Below are 25,026 nucleotides of genomic sequence, written 5' to 3' on the forward strand. Positions count from 1 at the left end.
CTCGCCTTCTCTATCTTTTGCCGAACCACTCCCTTATTGCCGTGTCGTACCGGCTGCTCACCCCAAAGGCGCGGGCGGCCAGTTCGCGGCGCTCATCCAGCGTGGTGGCGGCGCCGTGACGGTTCAAGATGTCGAGCAGCAGAGGGTATTCGGCCTTGCTCGGAACAATGACCACGTCGTTAAAGTTCTTGGCTCCGGCGCGTATGAGCGATATGCCGCCAATGTCAATCTTCTCGATGATGTCGGCCTCCGGGGCTCCGCTGGCCACTGTCTGCTCAAAAGGATAGAGGTCAACGATAACCAGGTCGATGGCCGGAATATCGTACTGCGCCATCTGCTCGCGGTCGCCCTCGTTGTCGCGGCGGGCCAGAATGCCGCCGAACACCTTGGGATGCAGCGTCTTTACACGCCCGCCAAGGATGGAGGGATAGGTGGTAAGGTCCTCTACTTTGCGGCTTTCGTAGCCCAGAGACTCAATAAAACTCTGTGTACCGCCGGTACTCAGGAACTTTACTCCCTCCGCATTGAGCTTGGCGAGGAGTTCTTCGAGACCGTCCTTGTGGAAGACCGAAACAAGCGCAGTCTTGATTTCTTTTGTTACAGGCATATCTTTCGCGTTATGTATTTAGAGGATGCAAAGTTACGAATTTATTGCGAACGAGCCATACTAATAAAGAGAAAAAAACTATTTTTAAACCTATTAGCAGGAAAGGGCGAATGAGCGGCCGCAAAAGGTAAAAAAACATAAAGCCCCGCAAGACCCGAACCGGATGCCTGAATGGCTGCACCGGATGCGTAAATTCGCTCTTATATAATTTGACAAAACACCTTCCAAAACTGCCGTTTGTTGCTTCCGCCACCACGAAAGGGTCAAAAAAGGAGTAAAATCTGACTTTCCGCAAGCTGCTGATAATGAGGAGCTTGCGTTTTCCTTACGTTTTTCGGTTTTCCCGAAGCTATCTTTCAAGCGCCTTGAAGGTATCGTTCAAGGGGCCTGAAGGCATGCTTCAGAGGCGTAGAAATGCGCTTCCAGCAACCGATTTTCGGGCAAAAAACGCGCAAAAGGCAGCGAAACCGACTTCTTTTTCAACTTTTCCGAGTTCGCAAGAGGCCGTTCACAACCATTTCGCCTGGTTTGAGCAGCTGGTTCAATTGTCATGAGCGAGGCCGTTTTTGATGAAATATACAGACAAAGAAACTTTTGCTTCGGGCACTGCACAAATACCACCAAACAATTTGAGATTGGTTCATTAAAAGGAGAGAGCACTGCCGCACTGCCCTTTATTACAAAATGCCCTTAGCTAAACTATAACTACAAGGCAAACTTGTATCCTCCCCTTGGAAAGGGGAAGCGGAGGAGGGGATGACCGTGTGGCATACATTAGCAATGCAGCTTAAGATATCATCCCCTCCTAACCTCCCCTTTCTAAGGGGAGGAACCGTTGCTGCAAGCTTCCTGCTGATTTGTTGCTTATTTTTTAAGACAGAGTAACAAAGTATTTTTTTCACTGCTGTGGGATTGTCTGTTAGTGAGAGTGTGTAAACAACGGTTTGCGAAGAAGCAAACCGGTACCCTCCCCTTGGAAAGAAAAGCCGGAGGAGGGAACCGGTACATGGCGGTATGTGGAGGGGCTGCAGGGAAGTTGCTGCTCCCCTGCCCTGCCGTTACTTGAACTCGCTGGGCGTTACCCCGAACTGCTTTTTAAAGGCAGTGGAGAAATAGGAAAGGGAGCTGAAGCCCGTCATGTCGGATATTTCGGACACGGTATAGGAGCCTTCGCGCAGCAGTTCGGCAGCCCGGTTGAGCTTGTAAGTACGGAAGAAGGCGGCCGGCTTCTCGCCCGTAAGACCTTTCATCTTATAATAGAACTTGGTGCGCGACATGTGCATCATTTCCGTAACGCGCGTTATGTCTATTTCGGAGTTAGAGAGTTCGGTCTCCATGACCTTGTACAGTTCCTTCATGAAGTGCTGGTCCTGCGGAGCCAGCACCTCAGCCACGGCCTCGTCGGTTTGGGTCGACTTGCTGAGCAGCCTGTGTATCTTGTCCCGGTTCTTCAACTGTGAATTGATGACAGCCAGCAGCAGCTTGGGGTCAAAGGGCTTGGTGATGTAAGCATCGGCGCCTGTGTTGAGTCCCTCTATCTGGTTGTCGACGGTGGTTTTGGCCGTTACCAGCACCACAGGGATGTGGCAGAGCTGTGCGTCGTCCTTTACCTTCTTGCAGAAGTCGTATCCGTTCATGCCCGGCATCACCACATCGCTCAGCACGAGGTTAGGTTCCTCTTCGCCCATAGCCTTGAGGGCGCTCTCTGCATCGAACCGGTAGATGACATGATAATAAGGAGTGAGCAGGGTCTGCAAGTAGTTCACCACGTCGGCATCATCGTCTACGACAAGTATCCGTGGCTTCTCGTTGCCGGGTTCGCTCGTTACAACGGGGCCTTTGCTGTCAATGGGGTAACGCACTTCCTGCAATGCTGACGGCATGGCACGTTCGGAGGCGGTATAGGCATCATCAGCAACGGGGAACCTGAGCGTGAACACGGCGCCTTGCCCATTCTCGCGGTTGGCTGCCGTGAGCGTTCCGTGGTGCAGCTGGGCCAGTTTGCGGGCGTAATAGAGCCCTATTCCTGTGCCCCAGTTGAGTATTCCGGTAGTTTGGTCGTTAAGCTGATAGAAGCGTTTGAAGATGTTTTCCAGTTCTTCCTCGGGTATGCCTTTGCCCGTATCGGCAACGGTAATCTTGACGTTGCCGCCGTCGGTATCGAGCGAAACGTCGATACGGCCTCCCTGCGGAGTGAACTTCAAGGCATTGGAAAGCAGATTGCTGACTATCTTGTCGAGCTTATCGGCATCTACCCAGATAAGCAGACTGTCCTCCAGTCCGTGGGTCTGCATGTCTATTCCCTTTTCGCGGGCGTTGAAGAGGAAGATGTCGCAGATGTTGTTCATCTCGGCCACGACGTCCATCCGCTTCACGTTCAGCTTCAAGGCGTCCTGTTCAAGTTTGCTGAAGTCCATGACCTGGTTGACGAGTCGGAGCATGCGCTGGATGCTGCGCTGCACAATGAACAGCAGGTTGCGGTCGGCAGCCTTCAGGTTGGTACTTTCGGCCAGCATGTTAACGGGACCCGAAATCATGGTGAGCGGCGTTCGGAACTCGTGCGAGATATTGGCAAAGAAGCTCATGTTCATCTTGTTGATGCGCTGTTCCTGCTCTTTCTCCATTTTTTCGCGCTGTACAGTCATCTTGTCGGTCTCTATGCGGCGGCGTATCTTGACCACGAAGTGCAGCGCAACGGCAGCCAGGGCGATGTAGATGAACCATGCCCACCACGAGTTGAACGGTGCCGGAGCTACGTATATTTCAATGGAATTCTCGGCGATGGGCTTCTCCGTGTCGTTGTTGGCTACCTTTACGCGGAACGTGTAATGGCCGGCGGGCAGGTTGGCGTACGAGGCCTCGTGGCTGGTTCCGGCGTCGTTCCACAGGCGGTCGATGCCTTCCATCATGTAGAAGTAATGTACGCGCTCGAATTCGCTGTAGTCTATGGCGGCGTAAGAGATGGAGAAGCTGTTCTGCCAGTGTTTAAGCCTGATGTCGGGGTTGTTTTCCATGCTCTTGTCTATGCAGTTGCCGTCGTACGCATGCACCTGCTCGTTGTGCACTTTCAGGGTTGAGAAATACAGCGGAAGACTGCGGCGCGTGGTAATGTCGATGGGGTTGAAGGTGGTGATGCCGTGCGTGCCGCCGAAGACAAGCGTCCCGTCGGGCAGACGACAGACGGCGCGGTCGTAGAACTGGTTGCCTCCAATACCGTCGGAAGTAAAGAACTGGGTCACTTTGTTTACCGTTCGGTCGTACCTGTTAAGGCCGTACATGGTGCTCACCCAGAGGTTTCCCTGATTGTCTTCTATGATGGCTGCCACGTCGGAACACGATATGCCGCTGATGCTCTCCAGCTTCCGGGTCTTGAGATTGTAGCGCAGCAGTCCGTTACTGTCGGTTCCAATCCACACCAGGCCGCTCATGTCCTGGTATAAGTCGGTTGGAATGAAGATATTACGGCGGAAGCAGGCCTTCATGTCGTCCTCGCTGAAGGCGAAATCAGTTACCTCCATGCCTGCAGGGCGGATGGCTTTGATGTAGCTCATGAAGCCTGCCACCAGGATGCGGCCATCCTTCAAGGTCAGAATGCTGGGCGAGAAGAGGCTCTGCCCTACCGCCTTGCGGTCGGCAGCCAACGTTTGGCGGTTGTATCTCGTTACCGTGCGGCCTACGCCGGAGCTCCAGACGTTGCCCTCACCGTCCTGTGTCATGTCGAGTTGCAGCTGTCCCGGATACTCCCGAGCTATGGAGAGCGCGCTGCCGTTGGCCTCGCACTCCAGCACGCCTTTGTCGGTTGTTATCCACAAGTGGTTCTGCCGGTCGGCAAAAAGAAAATAAGGGCTGGCTCCTTTGGGATAGGTCAGGCTCACGGGAGTAACCTTCTTGGCCAGCAGGTCGTAGTGCAGCAGCCCGCTGTGCTTGGCCAGCACCCAGAGCGATTGCTTCTGGTCGGTGGCAAGTGACAGCACAGGCTGGCTGCCGATGAATTCTTGCAGATGACTGTTGTTGTTGAAGAGCTTGTGGTCCCGATAGTTCACGATGTACCCCTCATCTGTAGAACCCATCCAGATGTTGTTCCGTGAGTCGCGAAAAATACAGGTTGGCCAGAACGCTTGCTTCCTGACAGGAAAATCGGGACTGCCGTGGCCCGAGAGCGTATGCTTCCTTTTGTCGTATAAGTACAGCCTGCCCGTAGCCGAAGATATCAACAGGCTGTTGGCATCGTAGGGGTAAATGCAGAGCGTCTTGTTGCCGGTAAGTTCGGCATTGGCGGCTATGGCCTCCGGCAACGGTGCGGGTTGCAGGGTGCGGGTGTTGTAAACGGCCAGCCCGGTTTCCAGACAGAGCCACAGCAAACCGTCTTCGTCCTGGTAATGTACGTTAGAGTCGGAGTTGTAGGAAACGTAGTTCTCGTGGGCTATTTTGCTGAAACTGCTGTTGAAACCGTAGAATCCGCTGTCGGTGGTGAGCCAGAGATTGTCGTTTCGGTCAATGATGAGCCGCTGGTAAGTGCCCGGAGCCTGAGACGAGTTGATAACAGTTTCGAAGCATTTACTATCCTTGTCGAACATCATCACGCTCTGCGAGTTGCAAACAAAGATACGACCGTGGCTGTCCTGTGCCAGGTTGTTGCAGCTGCCTCCTGATTGTTTGAAGGGTATGCGAATGAAGTTGTCCTGGTCCGTACGCTGGCACACACCGTTCAGACACGCCACCCACATCTGCCCCTGGTCGTCAATGAGCAGGTCGCGCACCTGGTTGTCGGGCAATCCCATGCTGTCGTCATTGCAAAAGTACTGCTGGTATTGGTGGCCGTCGAACTTGTTAAGTCCGCGGAAAGTGGCTATCCACATATATCCTTTGCCGTCTTCGGCAAAGGCGTTGATATGATGGTTGGATATATTTTCGGATATCACGGGGTTACGTTTCACCTCTTCGTTCGGTATGCGCTTCTCTCCACAGGCCACCAGAGCGAGAAGCAAGATAACAGGCATTAGCTTTTCAAATAGTATCAGCTTATTTGTTTTCATGTCACTTCGTTTTATTTCGGTTATCACAAAGACTTTGCAAACGGGCTCCCTGAAGTTTCTCGTCTCCATGCTCCGGTTTTCTCTTGTCTTCAGTGACAAAGATAGGAATATTTTCTGGATGCAAAATGCTTTCCGTTAACATTTTGTACGGAATATAAAAAAAATGCACACGCACTAAAATAGGTTTGAACGAAAACTAAACATTAACGTATTTGCGTGAAAGTCTGTTAAGTGTAAACATCCTAACTTTGCAGCAAACAATTTATAACCTTACTGCCGATGAACGTCAAACTACTCTTTGCCATTGCCGCCACTGCCGGCAGCATGTGCGCTTGTGGCAATCTCCCAAAGGCGGGAGAGGCATCTACAGAAAATACGAACGAAGTTATTGCCGACTCAACAAGCATTATTGCGTCTGTAAAGCAGGGCAAAATTGCCGGATACCAAACGGCAGGCGTCACTGTATTTAAAGGTGTGCCCTATGCCAAGGCGGCACGTTTCATGCCTCCCACGGCACCCGATGCTTGGACGGGTATCCGCAGTTGCCGCGCATACGGGCCTACTTGTCCGCAGGAAGTACGCACCGGCTGGCAGAACGACGAGGCTGCTTTTGCCTTCAACTGGGACGATGGCTTCCAGACGGAAGACTGCCTTCGCCTCAACATCTGGACCAAGGAACCGGGCAAGAACAAGAAACTCCCTGTCATGGTATGGCTTCATGGAGGTGGCTTTGCAGCCGGTTCGGGCCAGGAGTTGCCGTCGTACGATGGCACGAATCTGGCCAAGAGAGGTGACGTGGTGGTTATCTCCATCAATCACCGGCTCAATGTACTGGGCTTTCTCGACCTTTCTGCCTTTGGCGAGAAGTACAGCAAATCGGGCAATGCCGGCCTGCTCGACATCGTGGAAGCACTCAAATGGATTAAAGAAAACGTCCGGGAGTTTGGCGGCAACCCCGATAATGTAATCATCTTCGGGCAGTCCGGCGGTGGCGGTAAGGTGTCCACGCTGCTCTCCACGCCCCAAGCCAAGGGGCTGTTCCACAAAGCCATTATCCAAAGTGGTTCTCAATTAAAGTGCATGGAGCAACAATACTCACGCCGTATCGGCACCAATGTCGTAAAGAGACTTGGTCTTGATGCCTCTTCGATAGACAAGATTGCCGACATACCTTATGACAAACTGCTCGCTGCTGGCCAGGAGGCAATCGCCGAAGAACGGGAACGCGCACTGAAAGAAGGCTGGAACGGCTTTATCTTCGGGTGGGCTCCGGTCGTAGACGGCGATGTTCTGCCCCAGCATCCATCGGCTTCCGGTTCTCAAGCTCTTAACAAGCATGTACCTCTTATTATAGGAACAACTCTGAATGAGTTCTGTGCCAGCGCCTATGTTCCGGCACTGCGCAACCTTTCGGAAGAAGCTGCCATGAAGCAGGTGCAGCAGCTTTACGGCTCGCTTGCAGACGAGTACGTGGCTGCCTTCCGTGCTGTCTATCCCGAATACAAGGCGCCCAACGATTTGGTTGATACCGACCTGCGGTTCCGCTCCATGGCTGTTGAACAGGCACGACTGCGGAACGCACAGCACGGAGCACCCGTGTACCTGTATCTCTTCACGTGGCAGTCGCCAGCCATGAATGGCATCTGGCGCGCCGTTCATTGCATGGAGATACCTTTTGTATTCAACAACACGGCCCTGCAGGCCGGCATGACGGGCAACGGAGACGCCGCCCGGGCGCTTGCCGGGAAAATGAGCCAGGCTTGGGTGAACTTTGCCAAGACCGGAAAACCGGCTGCCGAGAAGCTTCCCGACTGGGAACCGTACACCGTAACAAAGGGAGCAACGATGATATTCGACAACACCTGCAAGATACGCTATAACCATGATGCCAAGCTCCTCAAGATAGCAGGGCAACGACCGCAACGACCTTTGTAAACAATCTCAATTCCTAAATATATCAACATCTAACATTTAAACAACTCTAATCTTTTAATTTATGAAACACTCTAAACTGCGCAAGCTACTAACCTTGATGCTTTTATTGCTGGCGAGCACAGCCAGCATGCAGGCACAGGGTACTTTCAAGGTCACCGGTAAGGTTGTTGATGCCAACAACGAACCAATGATTGGTGTCAGTGTCATTGAGAAAGGGACCAACAACGGCGCCATCACCGACCTTGACGGAAACTATTCGCTCAACACCCGCAGGGGTGCAACCCTCGAATTTTCTTACATCGGCTTTACCACCCAGGTACGGACAGCCAACACCAACAGGCTGGACATCAAGTTGGTAGAAGACTCCAAAACACTTGACGACGTGGTTGTTATCGGCTACGGCGTACAGAAGAAGAGCGACGTAACAGGCTCCATCTCTGCCGTTAAGGAAGAGGATGTGGCCAACCGTACGATAACCAGCGCCGAAGAAGCACTGCAGGGAAAGACTTCTGGTGTGCAGGTAATCACCACATCGGGACAGCCGGGCTCGGTGCCGGCCATCCGCGTACGCGGTTACTCGTCCAACAATGACATGTCTCCGCTTTATGTTGTCGACGGTATCATCATGAGCAACATCAACAGTCTTGACGTGAACGACATCCAGTCCATGGAAGTGCTGAAGGATGCAGCCTCTGCTGCCATCTACGGAGCACAGGCCGGTAACGGCGTAGTGCTCATTACAACCAAGCACGGACAGGCCAAGGCCGACAAGTGGGGAAGCATTACCTACGACTTCCAGTTTGCCAGCAACTCGCTGGGGCACAAACCACAGATGATGAATGCCAAGCAGTACGCCGAATTCATGGTTGATGCAGGCCTCTTCTCACAGGAGACCATCGACAATTTCTGGGACGGAAAGACCGATACCAAGTGGTTCGACGAGGTGTACGAGTCCTCTGCCCTGCAGAAGCACAACCTCTCTTTCTCCAGCGGAAACGACCGAGGCTCGGTCTATGTCTCGGCAGGTTACCTAACCAATAACGGCATGCTGAAAGGCGATTTTGACGTTTTCAATCGTCTGAACGGAGCCTTGAAACTCGACTATAAGATTAAACCTTGGCTCAAGATATCCGGAAACGCCAACCTGAGCAAGATGCACAGCCACGGCTTTAACGGCGAGGCACTGCTCGACGCGTTCCTCATGGACCCGCTCACCCCCGTAACCTATTCTCCTGACAACTTGCCGTCAAATATGAAGTCGTTGCTGGATGCAGGCTGGAACATCCTGCGCGACGACAACGGAAACTACTACTCCGTTTCCAACTTCTACAGCTTTACCAACCCGCTTGCACTCAGTTCCAACAACTTCCAGCGCAACAAGCGCACCAACGTGAACGGAAACTTCGCCTTGGAGTTCACTCCCTTCAAGGGACTTACATTCACTTCAAAGTTCGGTTACAACATTAACAACAACGGTTCGCGCAGCTACACCATGCCTTATTATGCCAGTGCACAGCGCAACAGCCGCTATTCTTCATTCAGCCAGAGCAACAGCGAAAGTTCCAACTACCAGTGGGACAACTACCTGAACTATATGACGACCATTGCCCAGAAGCACAACATCACCGCCATGATTGGCCACTCCTTTACCCGCAGCACCTCTTCGAGCACAGGCGGCGGCTTGCAGGCCAATGACGCCAACGTGCTGCAGCGCGAGGATCCGCAGCTATTCGGCTGGCTCGACTTTGCCAACAGCTCCGTGAAGAAGACCAACAACGGCGTTGGTTCCAAGGCTTCCAGCGAGTCGTACTTCGGCCGCGTTACCTACGGTTACGACAACAAGTACCTCTTCCAGTTCTCTCTGCGCGCCGATGCGTTCGACCTTTCCAAACTTCCTCTTACCAACCGCTGGGGCTACTTCCCCGCTGCATCGGTGGCATGGGTGCCTTCGCAGGAAGCATTCTGGAAGAAGATGCCCAAGTGGTGGGACTATCTGAAACTTCGCGGCAGCTGGGGTAAGAACGGCTCCATCAACGCCCTGAGCGGCTACCTCTATGCTACAACGATGGCATCGGGCGGTAAATACGCCTTCGGCGACGACCAGAACTACCAGTACGTTACCGCCAGTGCACCTACCTCCATGGGTAACGACAAGCTGACCTGGGAAACTTCCAAGCAGCTCGACTTCGGTCTGGATGCCCGCTTCTTCGGAAGCCGCCTTACCCTTACCGCCGACTGGTTCTCAAAGACTACCGACGACCTGCTCGTTACCGGCCTCAAGTCATCCCTGATAGCCGGCGGTACGTTCTCTCCCATGAACGCCGGATCGGTCAGCAACAAAGGTCTGGAGGTGGAACTCGGCTGGCGCGACAATATCGGTAAGTTCAGGTATGGCGTTCGGGCCAACTTCTCTACCTTGAAGAACAAGGTTACCTACCTGAGCAAGGGTATCGACTACATTAAGGGCTACCTCCGACTGAACGACCCGCTCACCATCTTCGAAGAAGGGGCTGAGGTGTGGCACTTCTATGGCTACAAGTTCACGGGCGTTGATCCCAACACCGGCCAGCCCCAGTTTGCCGACCTTACGGACGACGGCGTGATAACGGAAGACGACCGCACCAACATCGGTTCCGCCATTCCTTCACTCACTTACGGTATCACCATTGATGCAGCATGGAAGGGATTCGACTTCATCATCTTCGGTTCCGGTGTCTCCGGCAACGAGATTTTCCAGTCTCTCTTCTCCAGCGACCGCTATACCGGCAACCGCCTGTACGAAGTTTGGTACAAGGACCGTTGGACTTCCAGCACCCCCAACGCCTCCCATCCTTCGGCCCATGCGGACATTTCCAAGTACTCGCTGTCGAGTGCAATGGTGCACGACGGCTCCTACTTCAAGATTAAGCAGATACAGCTGGGCTACACCGTGCCAAAGTCTATTACCCGGAAGTTCTTCGTCGACAACCTGCGTTGCTACGTTTCACTCGAAGACTTCTTCACCTTTACCAAGTACAACGGCTTCGATCCGGAGTCAAGTTCCATCGGCACAGGTTCCGGACAGGGACTCGACACCGCCCTCTACCCTGTTTCCAAGAAGGTATCCTTTGGTATAAACCTGACTTTCTAATATCACTAACCAGTTCTAACAACTAAAGATTATGAAAAAGATATATATGTTCGTCATGGCTCTGACTGTGCTCATGGGGTTCTCCGCATGCAGTGACGAGCTCGACATACAGAAACTTGGCAACCTCGGTAGTGAGGATGATTTCTATAAAACCGATGGAGACGCCGAGGCCGCCATCACCAACTGCTACACCGACCTTACCGGAATGTACGACATCGTGAAAGGTACCGACGACCTGCTCTCCGACGACGTGTGGTGCGGAGGCGGCAACCGCAACGACAATGCCGAACGGGAAAACCTGGGCAGTTACACCTTCGGCAGCACCAACGGTAACATCCAGACCATGTACGAGAGCCTTTACACGTTGATTTACCATGCCAATCTCGTCATCGAGAAGTTTACCGGAGCCGATGATACACCCGTCAAGAAGCGCGACATAGCCGAGGCCTACTTCTTCCGCGGCTTTGCCCACTTCTACTTAGGCGCCTATTTCGGCACCGCACCCGTTGTTGACGCGAAGCTGAAACCCGGCGAATACGCCAAGGAAAACAGCACCCGCGAGCAGATTTACGCCCAGGCAGCTTCCGATTTCCAGCAAGCTGTCAATTCGGGCAACCTCTCCGAGAAGTCAACCCCTACGCAGCACCTGGTCCGTATCACCAAGCAGGCCGCCCAGGCTTATTTGGGCAAGACGCTCGTCTTTGCAGGCAAGTACCAGGAGGCAATAGCTCCGCTCAACGAGGTCATCAACTCCGGCAAGTACGCCCTTAACACCGGCGCTTACGAGAACTTGCTTCATGAGGTGAACGACTACGATGCCGAGCGCCTTCTGGAGTCCAACATCGTGCGCGATCTCGATAATCTCTACTTCAACCTCTACGCACTCTACCACGGTTTCCGTTCCGACTACTACGACTGGAAGGTGCCTGCAGGCTCCGACCAGAACAATGCCGGCTACGGATTCTACAACCCCACGAAGAACCTCTACGATGCTTTCGTGGCCGAGGAGGGTGCAAACGGCTACCGTCTGAACCAGACTATCAAGACCGAAAAACAGATTAACGCCGAGGGCATCTACATTGCCAACGGTAAGGTTCTGCACGGTCACGAGGGCTACTGGAACTGGAAGCAGCGCCTGCTGCAGTCGGAGGTGTTCACGGGTATGGCTTTCTTCACCTCCAGCAACTTTGTATGGATGCGCTATGCCGAGGTTCTGCTGCTGGCTGCAGAGGCCAACCTGCAGAGCAACAACACGGCCGAAGCCCTGAAATACATCAACATGGTACGCTCACGTGCACAGCTCCCGGCTCTCACCTCCATTACCATGGACGACGTGAAGACCGAGAAACGGCTTGAACTGTGGGGCGAAGGCACCCGCTGGATGGACCTCGTGCGCTGGGGCGATGCCGCCCAGAAGCTGGCCGACAAGGGCAAACAGATGCCCGGCTTCAAGGGTGGAGCCGCCGGACAAGGGCAGATTGTGCACGAGTACGACAATGTTGAGGGCGGCTTCGTGGCCGGCAAGAACGAGATGTTGCCTATTCCCGACCAGGAAATCAAGCTCAACGACAACATGAAACAAAATCCTAAGTACTGATAATACTGGCCTCAGAGCATTGCTGACGGCAGTTTCGCCAACGGGCTGTAGTCATTTCAACATTGGCTGCAGCCCGTTTGGCCAATCAGCAGGCTCGCCCTTGGCGGCGGTCATAACGTGCAGCAGGAACAGCGGCAGCTCCAAGCACCGTTTTTGCAGGCGGTTCGCTTCCTGCCAGGCAGCAACTTTCGGCCTCCCGAAGTGGCGGTCTCAAGACTGCGGAAGAACGGTTTTCGGCATATCGCTGCATCCTTCTGGCTATCAGACAGTTGTGAGTTGAAATCCTTTGCCCTGTGCAGCCGTTTTCTTGAACATGCCTTTCAAGAGGCTTGGATGCGGCATTCAAGAGGCTTGAAAGCATCCTTCAAGAGGCTTGACCCATAGCTCCGGCAAAACCGGCAGGCAGAAGGCGGAAAACCGACCCGCCGGCATTGCGTATTCGGAGGATGAGAACAGGCGGCTCAATCCGCCGCCCCCGCATCGCCATCAGATGCCCCACGGAGGCGGCTCCCGCATCAGCCTGCCGTCCGCCACAGGTCAACGGAAACGCTGCCAGCATCGCTTTCCGCCCGAAAAACTGGCCGCACGGCACGCAGGAAGGCGTTTGAACGCATTCAAAAACATTTGAACACGAAATAAACCGCTGTTGAACAATATTTAAACAGAAATGAAAACGAAGACAAGGTGGTTACGGAAATAAAACTTAACTTTGCCTTATCATAATTTTAACTATCAATAATGAAACGACAACTATTGACTCTTTGCCTGCCGTTGGTGGCTGTTCTCGGCTTCGCGCAGCAGAACCTTTTCAACCAGCAGGTACCCAAATCACCCGACATTAACGCCGACAAGACAGTTACTTTCCGCCTCATGGCACCCCAGGCGCAGAAGGTTCAGCTTACAGGTGACTTTCTTCCGACCCGGAAAATGAAATCTTCATACGGCGAATTCGACGCTCCGGGGGTGGCCGATCTGACCAAGGACGACAAGGGCATGTGGACTTTCACGACCAAGGAAAGCCTGAAACCGGAGTTGTACACGTACAACATGCTCATAGACGGCGTGAGGGTAACCGACCCCTCGAATGTTTACTCCATACGCGACATAGCCAGCACCACCAGCATCTTTATGATTGACGGCGGCCGGGCCGACCTCTACAAGGTGAACAAGGTGCCCCACGGCACAGTCTCCAAGGTGTGGTACCACAGCCCAACGGCCGGACTCACGCGCCGCTGCACCGTCTACACGCCCGCCGGTTACGAGAACGGCAAGCAGAAATATCCCGTTCTATACCTGCTCCACGGCATCGGCGGCGACGAACAGGCATGGAGCGAGCTGGGCCGCGCTACCCAGATACTGGACAATCTCATTGCCCAAGGCAAGGCGCAACCCATGATTGTGGTCATGACAAACGGCAACATATCGCAGGAAGCATGCCCGGGCGAAACGTCGGAGGGCTTCACGGTGCCCACGATGGCGCTGCCCAAGACCATGGACGGCTACTTCGAGCAGGCTTTCCCCGATGTCATCAAGTTCGTGGAGAGCACCTACCGCGTGCAGAAGGACAAGGCGCACCGCGCCATTGCAGGCCTCTCGATGGGCGGCTTCCACTCGTTCTTCATCTCGCTCAACAACCCCGACACGTTCGGTTATATCGGATTGTTCTCTGCGGCCATAGACCAAAGCCAGAAGGGGGGTATACAGACCATTTACGAAAACCGCAACCGGAAGATAGACCGGCTGTTCGCCAAGGGCCCGAAGCTGTTCTGGATAGGCATCGGGGCATCCGATTTTCTGTACAAGAACAACAAGGACCTGCGCAGTTATCTGGACTCCAAGAACTATAAGTACACCTACATGGAGACCGACGGCGGCCACATCTGGCGCAACTGGCGTATCTATCTCACCGAGTTTGTTCCCCTATTGTTCAAATAAACCTGCTAAACAAGACTACTATTATGAAGCGTTCAACTATCATTATCATGGCAGCGGCACTGTGCCTGGGGCACGGCAGCCTCGCCACGGCACAGCCCCAGCTGCGTGCCGACAACATAGACCAGGTGATAAAGGAGATGACCCTGGAGGAGAAGTGCCACCTGGTGCTGGGCCAAGGCATGGGTTTCGGCCGCGAAGTGAAGTTTCCCGGCACCGCCGGCAGTACCTACGCCATCCCGCGCCTGGGCATTCCGGCCACCTATTGTGCCGACAGCAACCAGGGCCTACGCATGAGTGCGCACCGCGAATTCGACAGTCGAGACTACTTCTGTACGGACTACATGACCAGCATCACACTGGCTTCAACGTGGGATAAGCAAGCAGCCTTCCGCATAGGCCGCGGCATCGGCAACGAAACCAAGGAGTACGGGCTCGACTGGATACTGGCCCCGAGCATGAACCTGATGCGCAACGTGCTCTGCGGTCGTAACCATGAATACTATTCCGAAGACCCCTTGCTCTCCGGAACCATAGCCGGCAACTACGTACAGGGCATCCAGAGCGAGGGCACGGCGGCCTGCATCAAGCACTTTGCGGCCAACAGCCAGGAGACCAACCGCAACGCCAACGACAGCCGGATGAGCCAACGGGCACTGCGCGAGCTGTACCTGCGCGGCTTTGAACTGGCCGTGAGGATAGGCAACCCGTGGTCGGTCATGACGGCCTACAACAGCATCAACGGCAAGGCTACGTGCGAGGACGTAGACCTTACGGAGACTATCCTGCGCAAGGAGTGGGGCTTCAACGGCATCGTTGTTTCCGACTGGAATGCCGGCAAGAATGCCACGGCCTCCATGCTGGCCGGCAACGACATGCTGCAACCGGGCCAGGAACGGCAGTACAACACCATTCTGGCCGACGTCAAGAGCGGTAAGCTGCCCATGAACGTGCTCGACCGCAACGTCAGGCGCATCCTGCAGTTCATCGTCAGGAGCCACAGCTTCGCCAATTACAACTACTCCAACGAGCCTGATCTGAAGCAGCACGCAGCCGATGTGCGCGAGATTGGCGCCGAGGGCATGGTATTGCTCACCAACAACGGCGCCCTGCCGCTGCAGCAAAAGGCCACGGTGGCGCTGTTCGGCTGCACCAGCTACGACATCATTCCGGGCGGAACGGGCTTCGGAGGCACCATGGTGGGACACTACACGGTGTCGCTCGTGGAGGGTTTACGTAACGCCGGCTTTACCGTTTACAAGCCTTTGCTCAATGAATACAAGCGGCACATCGCCGCCGAACAAAAGCGGCTCTACCCCAATGGGCTGCCTCCATTCTCCCTCCGGCCGCTCAATCGTGCCGAGGAAATGGGCATGACGGGCCAACATGTGGACTCTGTAGCTGCCGCGAGCGAAGTTGCCGTCATCACGTTAGGCCGCAAGAGCGGCGAAGCTGCCGACCGTACGGTAGATGAGTTCAACCTCTATGAGAAGGAACTCACCATGATTAAACAGGTAAGTGATGCTTATCATAAGGCCGGCAAAAAAGTTGTCGTGCTGCTCAATGTGTGCAGTCCGGTGGAAACGGCATCATGGAAAGGCCTTGTTGACGGCATCGTGTGCACCTGGCAGAGCGGAGAGCAGGTTGGAAACAGCATTGCCGACGTGCTCTCGGGCAAGGTGAACCCGTCCGGAAAGCTGCCTGTTACGTTCCAGAACAAGTACGGCGACGCTGCATCGGACAGCAACTTCCCCTCCGATGTGAAGGATACCAAGGACCTGGCTACCATGTATATGTGGGGCGGTAACAACAAAGAAGCCAAGCGCGAGCCCAAAGCAAATATTGATTACACAAACTACGACGAGGATATCTTTGTGGGCTATCGCTACTTCAACAGCTTTGACAAGGCCGTGAGTTTCCCGTTCGGCCACGGTTTAAGCTATACCACGTTCGCTTACGAGAATGCTGCCATAGCCCATGCGGGCGGCAAATACACCGTTACGGTTGACGTTGTGAACACCGGCAAGCAAGCCGGCAGGAACGTGGTAGAGCTGTTCGTGGCTGCGCCTAAGAGCAAGCAACTCGACAAACCCGTAAAGGAGCTGAAGGATTTTGCCAAGACCGGCCTGCTGCAACCTGGCCAACGGGAAACCGTAACGCTGACTGTGAACGCTGCCGACTTGGCTTCGTTCAACGAGAAAGCATCGGCCTGGGTGGTTGATGCAGGCACTTACGACTTCCAAATCTCCTCTTCGGCCACGCAGGTAGAGAAGACCTTGCAGGCTCAGGTTAAGGGCTCGAAGACCAAAGTGAACAATGTAATGAAACCAACAGCCAGACTCAACCTGCTGCATCGTTGAGAATGACAACTTAAAAGAATGTAAGATGAAAAAGAAACTGATTATTTCGAGCATGCTGGCAATGGTTGTTCTTCCGCTGTCAGCTCAGTTCAACCGCACTCCTACACCTAATGACACGCTCCAATCCGTACGCCAGGACGGTAACGGAAACGTGGTGCTGAGCATCTATGCGCCACAAGCCAGGCAGGTAGGTATAGCCGGCGACATCATGCCTTGGGGCAAGAAACCGGATGTGAAGCGATCCGACAACGGCGTATGGTCGGTTACCGTGCCCGGCGTAAAGGACGGTGTGTACCGCTATCACTTCGTAGTAGACGGCGTGAACGTATATGACCCCGTTGCTCCAACGGCCGGTGAGACTTCTGCCTTGGCCTGCATAGGCAGCGACAACGCGTTTTACGCCATGAAGAACGTGCCACACGGCGCCGTTGCCCAGCGTTATTATCACTCCCAGAACCTCAACACGACGCGCCGGCTGCATGTCTGGACGCCGGCCGGTTATGAGAAGTCGGCCGACAGCTTGCCCGTTCTCTACCTCATACATGGCGGTGGCGACACCGACAACTCGTGGCCCGGGGTGGGCGCAGCAGGCTTCATACTCGACAATCTGCTGGCAGAAGGCAAGATGAAGCCCATGATTGTGGTCATGCCTAACGGCAGCATAAAGGCCAATACGCTCGAAGAAGAAGTGCCGCTGTTCGAGAAAGATCTCGTTCAGAGCATCATCCCTTTTATTGAAAGCAACTATCGCGTCGTGGCGGACAAGGACCATCGCGCCATGGCAGGCCTCTCTATGGGCGGCATGGAGACACTTGAAACCATGCTGAAGGATTACGACAAGTTCGCTTACTTCTGGGTTTTGAGCTCTGGGTGGTTTGCAAACAACAAGCCGGCTTATGCAAATTACCAGCAGCAACTTAACAAGATAGCCTCCGGTTTCAACAAGAACGTGCGCCAACTGGTGTTCACACAGGGCGGACCGGAGGACATCGCCTACCACAACGGTAAGGAAATGCTCAAGCTCTTCGACCAAGCAGGCATCAAATACGAATACTCCGAAGCGCCCGGAGGCCACACCTGGCACACTTGGCGCAACAACCTGCATGCACTGGCACAGCGCATCTTCAAGTAGATTGACTGCCGGCAGGATTACAAATAACCCATCAAATCATAAATCAATGAAACTATCAAACCTATTATCAATCGCTATGGCCACTACATTAGCAGTGTCGTGCACCCCGCAAGGTAAGTCTATTGACAAGGAGGACATACTGAGCAAACTCTCTCTTGAAGACAAGGCACACTTCGTTATCGGTACGGGCATGGCCGGGATGAGCGGCAACGACGCCGTTATCGGTGCCACCAAGTCGCTGGTTCCCGGTGCTGCAGGAACCACATACCCACTCGATTCGATTGGCATTCCGGCCATCGTGCTGGCCGACGGGCCTGCAGGACTGCGTATAGACGCCCACCGCAAGGGCGACTCTGCTACCTACTTCTGCACCCACTTCCCTATCGGAACCTTGTTGGCATCCACCTGGAACCAGGCTCTTGTTGAGGAAGTAGGCAAAGCAATGGGCAATGAAGTAAAGGAATACGGTGTAGACGTGCTGCTGGCTCCAGCCGTGAACATCCACCGCAATCCGCTAAACGGACGCAACTTCGAGTACTACAGCGAGGACCCTGTTGTGGCCGGAAAGACTGCGGCAGCCTATATACGCGGCATACAGAGCAACGGCGTGGGCACAAGCATCAAGCACTTTGCGTTCAACAATCAGGAAACAAACCGCATGAACAACGACGCCCGAATCTCCCAACGCGCCATCCGCGAGATTTACCTCAAGCCTTTTGAGATTGCGATAAAGGAAGCCGAGCCCTGGACGGTGATGTCTTCGTACAACAAAATCAACGGAACCTACACCTCGGAGAGCAAGGATCTGCTCACCACTATCCTGCGCGATGAGTGGGGATACAAAGGAACAGTGATGACAGACTGGTTCGGCGGCAAGGACGGAGCTGTCCAGGTGTGGGCAGGTAACGACATGCTACAACCCGGCAAGGCAGAACAATTCACCTCGATTGTTGAGGGCGTGAAGAGCGGTAAGCTCAAGGAAGCCGACCTGGACCGTAATGTGGGCCGCATACTCAACCTCATCGAGAAGACCCCTCGCTACAAGGGCTACGCGTACAGCAACAAGCCCGACCTGAAAGCACATGCTGCCGTGACCCGGCAGAGTGCCACCGAGGGCATGGTTCTGCTCAAGAACGAGGGCAACACCCTGCCCATTGCCACCAAGGCTGCCGACACCAAGGTGGCCCTCTACGGCTGCACCAGCTACGATTTCATAGCAGGAGGAACCGGATCGGGCAACGTGAACCACGCTTACGTGGTGTCTCTGCTCGACGGACTCAAGAATGCAGGCTACCAGGTTGATGCCGATTTGCAGCAGAAATATACCGACTATCTGGCCAAAAAGCAGGCAGAAGCCAAGGCAAAGATGGAAGAAGCAGCCAAAAAGAAGGACCGCGCAGCCATGATGGCGATGTTCCTGCCCAACCAGAGACCAGCAGAAATGAGCCTCGAGCAGACGGAACTCGACCGCCAGGCACAGGTATCAGACGTGGCCATCATCACGTTGGGCCGCATCAGCGGCGAGTTCGTGGACCGCAAAGTGGCCGACTTCAACCTCTCCAAAGAAGAAACAACGCTCCTCTCACGGGTTTGCGACACCTACCACAAGGCCGGCAAGAAGGTTATCGTGCTGCTCAACGTGGGCGGTGTCATCGAGACGGCTTCATGGAAGCAGATGCCCGATGCCATTCTCTGCGCCTGGCAGGCCGGCCAGGAGGGCGGAAACTCCGTAGCCGACGTCATCAGCGGCAAGGCTTCTCCGTCCGGCAAGCTCGCCATGACATGGCCCGTGAACTTCACGGATGCCTACTCTTCGGCCAACTTCCCTATAGACAAGACGCCCGACCTCGACCTGACAAACCAGGGAAAAGCCAGTAACGGCGAGAAGGATGTTGACTACACCAACTACGAGGAAGACATCTACGTGGGCTACCGCTACTTCGACAGCTTCGACAAGCAGGTCTCCTACCCCTTCGGCTACGGCCTCAGCTACACCCAGTTTGCGTATGAAGACGCCAAGGCAAGCACCAGTGGCGACGCCATCAGCGTAACCGTAAGCGTCAAGAACACCGGAAAGGCCGAAGGCAAAGAGGTGGTTGAGCTCTACGTGGCTGCCCCCGACAGCAAGCAACACAACAAACCGGCCAAGGAACTCAAGGCCTTTGCCAAGACCCGCAACCTGAAACCGGGCGAAGCCGAAACCGTAACGCTGACCGTAAAGACGGCCGACCTGGCTTGGTTCGACGCCGAGGCTTCAGCCTGGAAGGTGGATGCAGGCAAGTATCAGCTGCTCGTAGGCGCCTCTTCGCGCGACATCAAGGCCACACTCTCGGCCGACGTGAAAGCCCAGGAGACCAAGGCCAACAACGTGCTGGCACCCAAAGGCGAGTTGAAAGTCCTGAAGCGATAACGCCATCATTTAAGAAGAAGGGCGCGGCTGCAGGCCTCGCCTTTCGCTGCCCGACTGTTTTATTAAAATAAAAATACGTATGAAAACAAGACTTTTGTTTACAGCAGCCCTTGCGCTCATGGTCAGTGCAAGCTGCATGGCACAGGAGAAACTCTTCGCAGGCGTAAACGTAGCTTCGCCTGTCAAGAATGCAGACGGCTCGGTTACCTTCAATCTCTTTGCCCCCGAGGCACAGAAAGTTACCGTTACGGGCGACTTTCTGCCCACCCGGAAGGTGAATACGCCGCGCGGTGATTACGATGCGCCCGGCGAGGAAGCACTCACCAAGGACTCAAAAGGCCTCTGGAGCTTCACCACCAAGAACGTACTGCCCACCGAACTGTACTCATACACCATGAACGTAGACGGCGTGAGCATCAACGACCCGGCCAACATCTACCGTAACCGCGACATTACAACCTTCAGCAACATCTTTATCGTGACCAAGGAAAAGGGCGACAAAGGCGACCTGTACAGCGTGAACGAGGTGCCGCACGGCAACCTTGCCAAGGTGTGGTACCCCAGTCCGACGCTCAAGATGCAGCGCCGCATGACGGTCTATACCCCTGCCGGCTACGATGAAGGCACGGCCTATCCCGTTCTCTACCTGCTCCACGGAGCCGGAGGCGACGAGAACGCCTGGTCCGAACTGGGCCGTGCAGCCCAGATACTGGACAATCTCATTGCCACGGGCAAGGCCAAACCCATGATTGTTGTAATGCCTAACGGCAATCCCAACTGCCAGGCAGCACCGGGCGAGTGGTCGTTCGGCATGTACACTCCCTCCTTCGGTGCAAATGGCTCCGGCCCCAAAGCCAAGCCGGCAGCCAGCATGGAGGAGAGCTTTAACGACATCGTGAGCTACATGGACAGCCACTACAAGACCATCAAGACCCGCGACGGCCGCGCTGTATGCGGCTTGTCGATGGGTGGCGGACACACTTTCGGCATCAGCCGCATGTATCCAACGGAGTTCGACTACTACGGACTCTTCTCTGCAGGTCTCTTTATAGGCGGCGGTAACCGCAATCCGCAGCAGCGCACCTCACTCTACGACCAGATGAAAGCCAACACCGAGTTCCAGGCACAGATGAAAAAGCTCTTCGACAGCAACCCCAAGCTGTACTGGATAGGTATAGGAAAGACCGACTTCCTATACCAATCCAACGTGGACCTGCGCAAGTTCCTCGACGAGAACAAGTATAAATACGAGTACATGGAAACCGACGGCGGCCACATTTGGCGCAACTGGCGCATCTACCTCACCGAGTTTGCCCAGAAGATTTTCAAGTAACAACCCTCTGCAACTACGAAACGGCAACCCGCCCGTTGCCGCACAAAACCCATAGGGAGCATGAGCCAAACGCCAAGGCTCATGCTCCCTTTTTCTGTTTCTGCACCTGCACGCTGCCCGCTGCCGGCTCTCAGCGATTTCATAACATGTAAAACGCCGCCTTTTCAGGCTTCTCCACGTGCTGCACATGTGGGCAGAAGTGTTACAAATTCTACCCTATTAAACTTGACAAACATCCCGCTGATACTGCCGTTTGTTGCTTCCGCCACCACGAAAGGGTCAAAAAAGGGGTAAAAACGGCCTTTTCATAAACAGCTGATAATGAGTAGTTTGCGTTTTCCTTACGTTTTCCGGTTTTCCTGAAGCTATCCTTCAAGCGCCTTGAAGGTATCGTTCAAGGGGCCTGGAGGCATGCTTCAGAGGCGTAGAAATGCGCTTCCGGCAACCGATTTTCGGGCAAAAAAAGGGTAAAAAGCAGCGAAACCGACTCTGTTTTCCAAATTTTCAGGCTCCCGAAAGGCCGTTCGCAACGAAACCGCCCGGTTCCGGCAGCTAATCCAACTGCCTGAACCGGGCGTATTTTTGATGAAACCTATTGACAAAGCCTGCATCCTCCGTCTCTTCTTGTCAATAAGGAAAGCGGCGGCGCATCACCGCATCGCGAACCTACAGGCGGTTCTTTTCGGCGTTTCCGGCTCCCTTTCCCTTGTACTTACTGCCCGAGGCGTTGAAGTTGTAGGTAACGGTCAGGCTGGCGCGGCGCAGGTACCGGCTGCTCTCCTTGCCTACGTTCACCCGCCGGCCGTAGAGTTCAAAGTCCTCCCGGTTGGTGTTCAGCAGGTTGCTGATGCGCAGATTCACCGTCCACTGCTTGCGGCAGAACTGCTTGATGAGCTGCAACTCCAGATTGGCAGCGTTCGGCATGTACACAAAACCGTCGTACACGCGCACCGTTTGGTAGTAGTTAAGGCTGGCGGAGAAGTCGTGCGGCAACTCGAAACGGTTCTTTACGGAGAACAGGAAACTGTTTTTGTTGAGGTTGCGGTCGGCGCCGTACTCCTCTGCATCAAAGAACTGGCGGCTCACGTTGGCCTCTAACGTAGGCTGATACCAGCCGAATTTGGGCGATGCCACCACGGAGACGTAGGCCACCTGGCGCCGGTCGAAGTTCATGGGGCGGACGATTCCCGTTTCGCCTTCGTCGTACAGCATGGGCACCTGCTGCAGGTCGTGGCTGTAATAGGTGTAGCCGGCCATGGCGCTTAGCCACGACCAAGTGCCCATGAGGTCGAGGCTATGGATGATGGCGGGGCGCAGATAGGGGTTTCCTCCTTCGTAGAAGTGGCGGTTGTCGTACTGTATCTCGCTCCGAAGATAGTAGTACGGCGGGCGTGAAGTCTTGGTTGTGTAGGCCAGCTGCAGCCCGAGATTGCCCTTCTGCCAGGCCACCGAGAGCGAGGGGAACCAGTTGCCGTAGCGGCGGCTGGGCTCGTCTTCGCGCTGCCCGAAGGCATAGTAGTTTGACACTACGTGCTCGTAGCGCAGGCCGGCGCCCAGGGTAAGGTTGCCCAAGGGCAGACTGTACTCGGCAAAGCCGGCCACGTTGCGCTCGCGCACCTCATTGTCGGCCGCCGGCATGAGCCCCTCAAGGTTGGCATAAACGCTCTGCGAGTAGGTGCGCGTTAGCTCGGAGCCGAAGCTGAGCGTTCCTCTCCACACGGGAACCGACAGCACCAGCTTGCCTGCCAGCAGGCGGGAGCGCTGCCGGTTGTTGGTGGTAATGGTGCGAAGGCCCTCGGCGGGGCTGTCTTCGTAGCTGTATTTGTCGGTCTGGTTCTTGTTCCACACGCACGAGAGGTTCAGGTCAACGCCCACGCTGCCTATCTTTCCCACGTAGTAAGCATTGGCCTCGTGGCTGGGTCCTGCCGTTCCGTCGGTTTCGTAGCGCTGGTCAATGTGGTCCTCAAGCACGTCGTTGCGGTAAATGTCATGCCGGCCACCGGCCGAGCGGCCCTTGTTGTAGAAGTCGCGGTTCAGGGTATAGCTTACTCCTACGGAGTTGTCGCCATCAAAGTCGTAGCTTGCACCCACCTTGCCGTACAGCCCCCAGCTGCGGTTATGCTCAATGATGCGCTGGTCTACCAGTATTTCATCCTGCCCGTGTATCTCCTGCCAGATGCGTTCCTGCTGTACGTTGACGCTTGAATATACGTAGGCATCGGCAAAAGTCTCAAGTCCGCCCTTGCGATACTTCACGTAATCCTCCTGAAAACCCGACCAGTAGTCGTTGTACTCCACGTTGTTGTCGGCCCTGAAGCTCAGTCCCTCGCCCTGCGGTTTTACGGTCTTGATGCGGATAACGCTCCTTACGCCGGCATCGTAGCGTGCTCCGGGATTGGTGATGATGTCTACCTGCTTGATGTCGGTCGACTTGAGCTGCTGCAACTCGTTCTTGTTCTGCACCTTCTTGTTGTTGATGTAGATGATAGGCGTGCCCTTGCCAAAGATGCTCACTTCGCCTTTCGAGTCCACGTTCACGCGCGGCAGCAGGCTCAGCACATCGGCTGCGGTGCCCGTTTGGGCCAGCATCGAGTGCTCAACGTCTACCGCCAGGCCTCCCGCCACGTTGCGGTACTGCGGGCGGTTGGCCTTTACCACCACCTCGCCCAGGGTGTGGTTCATCTCGTGCAGCACGATTGTGCCCGCATCGTCGGCTGTTAACTCCATGTAAATCGGCTCAAATTCAACGGACGTTACTTTGAGCAGGCAGGCCTGCAGGTCGCCTACGGCGAGGGTGAAGCGGCCGTCGGCATCGGTTACGGAGCCTTGTACGAAGGTGGAATCGGCCGTGTTCAGCGCCACCACGTTCACGTATTGCAGCGGCTGCTGATGCTCGTCGGTTACTCTGCCCGTTATGTCCCGGGCCGTTGCAGCTGCCGCCCAGAGCAGGGCAAGCAGCACGGTAAGAATGGTTGTTTTCATTATCTGTTGGGTTTTAATTACTCATAAACAGTACACCGGGCTCACTCCGCCGCTGCATTCGGCAAACTGGTATTGCCCCGTCAGTACGAGATAAAACCTGGGCAGCGGCCGCGCAGGCGGGTTCTGCCGCACGTATTGGCTGATGAGCGTGCGGCCTTGGCGTTGCAGTTGGGCGTCGGTGCAGGGCGTGAGTTTCTTTTCTCCGGTGAGCGAAAGCCCCCAGAAGCGCAGGTAACCCAGCACGTAGCGCTCCACGATTTGCGCCGGCAGCTCGCCGGCCGACCTGCGCATGGACTCCACGGTGAGTGCAGCGCCGTTGATGATGCCCACCACCGCCCAAGGCAGGGTGTAGAAGTTGAGGGAGAAGTCGAGGTTGTCGTTCATTTTCATTCGTGCTTTAAACTTTGACGGAAATCGTGTCGCCCATTGTTGCGGCGACGTTGCAAAAATAGAAATCACTATCGGAACCGCCGCTACACTTTTGGGTGGTTGACGTTGTTAGAGCCTGAAAACTACCCGAAAGTGTAGCCTGAAAGCACAAAAAAGAAGCTAAATGAAGTTTTTACAGTAAC

The 25,026-nt window shown here is 54.8% G+C and carries 12 protein-coding genes; 8 read left to right on the forward strand and 4 right to left on the reverse strand.

Annotated features, from left to right (window positions below):
• Positions 1-10: 10 nt before the first annotated feature.
• Positions 11-607, reverse strand: a complete 597-nt coding sequence (locus BMW31_RS00640) for an IMP cyclohydrolase (RefSeq protein WP_091819795.1) — start codon at positions 605-607, stop codon at positions 11-13.
• Positions 608-1,665: 1,058 nt separating this feature from the next.
• The gene (locus BMW31_RS00645; RefSeq protein ID WP_177166241.1) at positions 1,666-5,643 is read right to left on the reverse strand and encodes an ATP-binding protein; all 3,978 of its coding nucleotides are present in this window, start codon (positions 5,641-5,643) and stop codon (positions 1,666-1,668) included.
• Positions 5,644-5,922: 279 nt separating this feature from the next.
• Between BMW31_RS00645 and BMW31_RS00650 the strand changes: the two genes are divergently transcribed.
• From BMW31_RS00650 to BMW31_RS00690, 8 genes are all read left to right on the forward strand, one after another.
• The gene (locus BMW31_RS00650) at positions 5,923-7,578 is read left to right on the forward strand and encodes a carboxylesterase/lipase family protein (protein ID WP_091819801.1); all 1,656 of its coding nucleotides are present in this window, start codon (positions 5,923-5,925) and stop codon (positions 7,576-7,578) included.
• Between the two features lie 61 nt (positions 7,579-7,639).
• Positions 7,640-10,708 (forward strand): SusC/RagA family TonB-linked outer membrane protein, encoded by a 3,069-nt coding sequence (locus BMW31_RS00655; protein WP_091819804.1) that lies wholly within the window; start codon positions 7,640-7,642, stop codon positions 10,706-10,708.
• A 31-nt stretch (positions 10,709-10,739) separates the two neighbouring features.
• Positions 10,740-12,305: a RagB/SusD family nutrient uptake outer membrane protein gene (locus BMW31_RS00660; protein WP_091819807.1), complete on the forward strand. Its 1,566-nt coding sequence runs from the start codon at positions 10,740-10,742 to the stop codon at positions 12,303-12,305.
• Between the two features lie 738 nt (positions 12,306-13,043).
• Positions 13,044-14,240, forward strand: a complete 1,197-nt coding sequence (locus BMW31_RS00670) for an esterase (protein ID WP_091819813.1) — start codon at positions 13,044-13,046, stop codon at positions 14,238-14,240.
• A gap of 23 nt (positions 14,241-14,263) precedes the next feature.
• Positions 14,264-16,597: a beta-glucosidase gene (locus BMW31_RS00675; protein ID WP_091819817.1), complete on the forward strand. Its 2,334-nt coding sequence runs from the start codon at positions 14,264-14,266 to the stop codon at positions 16,595-16,597.
• A gap of 25 nt (positions 16,598-16,622) precedes the next feature.
• On the forward strand, positions 16,623-17,729 hold the full coding sequence (locus BMW31_RS00680) for an alpha/beta hydrolase-fold protein (protein WP_091819820.1): 1,107 nt from the start codon (positions 16,623-16,625) through the stop codon (positions 17,727-17,729).
• A gap of 46 nt (positions 17,730-17,775) precedes the next feature.
• Entirely contained in the window at positions 17,776-20,139 is a 2,364-nt protein-coding gene (locus BMW31_RS00685; RefSeq protein WP_091819823.1) for a beta-glucosidase family protein, read from the forward strand.
• Between the two features lie 79 nt (positions 20,140-20,218).
• A complete protein-coding gene (locus BMW31_RS00690; protein ID WP_255404766.1) occupies positions 20,219-21,472 on the forward strand; it encodes an esterase in 1,254 nt (417 codons plus the stop codon).
• Between the two features lie 666 nt (positions 21,473-22,138).
• On the opposite strand, the gene BMW31_RS00695 is transcribed toward BMW31_RS00690, so the two are convergent.
• Positions 22,139-24,454 (reverse strand): outer membrane beta-barrel family protein, encoded by a 2,316-nt coding sequence (locus BMW31_RS00695; RefSeq protein WP_091819829.1) that lies wholly within the window; start codon positions 24,452-24,454, stop codon positions 22,139-22,141.
• Positions 24,455-24,475: 21 nt separating this feature from the next.
• Complete coding sequence (locus tag BMW31_RS00700; protein ID WP_091819832.1) at positions 24,476-24,844, reverse strand: hypothetical protein; 369 nt, start codon at positions 24,842-24,844, stop codon at positions 24,476-24,478.
• Positions 24,845-25,026 lie beyond the last annotated feature (182 nt).

It is taken from the genome of Prevotella sp. kh1p2 (assembly GCF_900111525.1).
In the GTDB taxonomy this organism is placed as follows: domain Bacteria; phylum Bacteroidota; class Bacteroidia; order Bacteroidales; family Bacteroidaceae; genus Prevotella.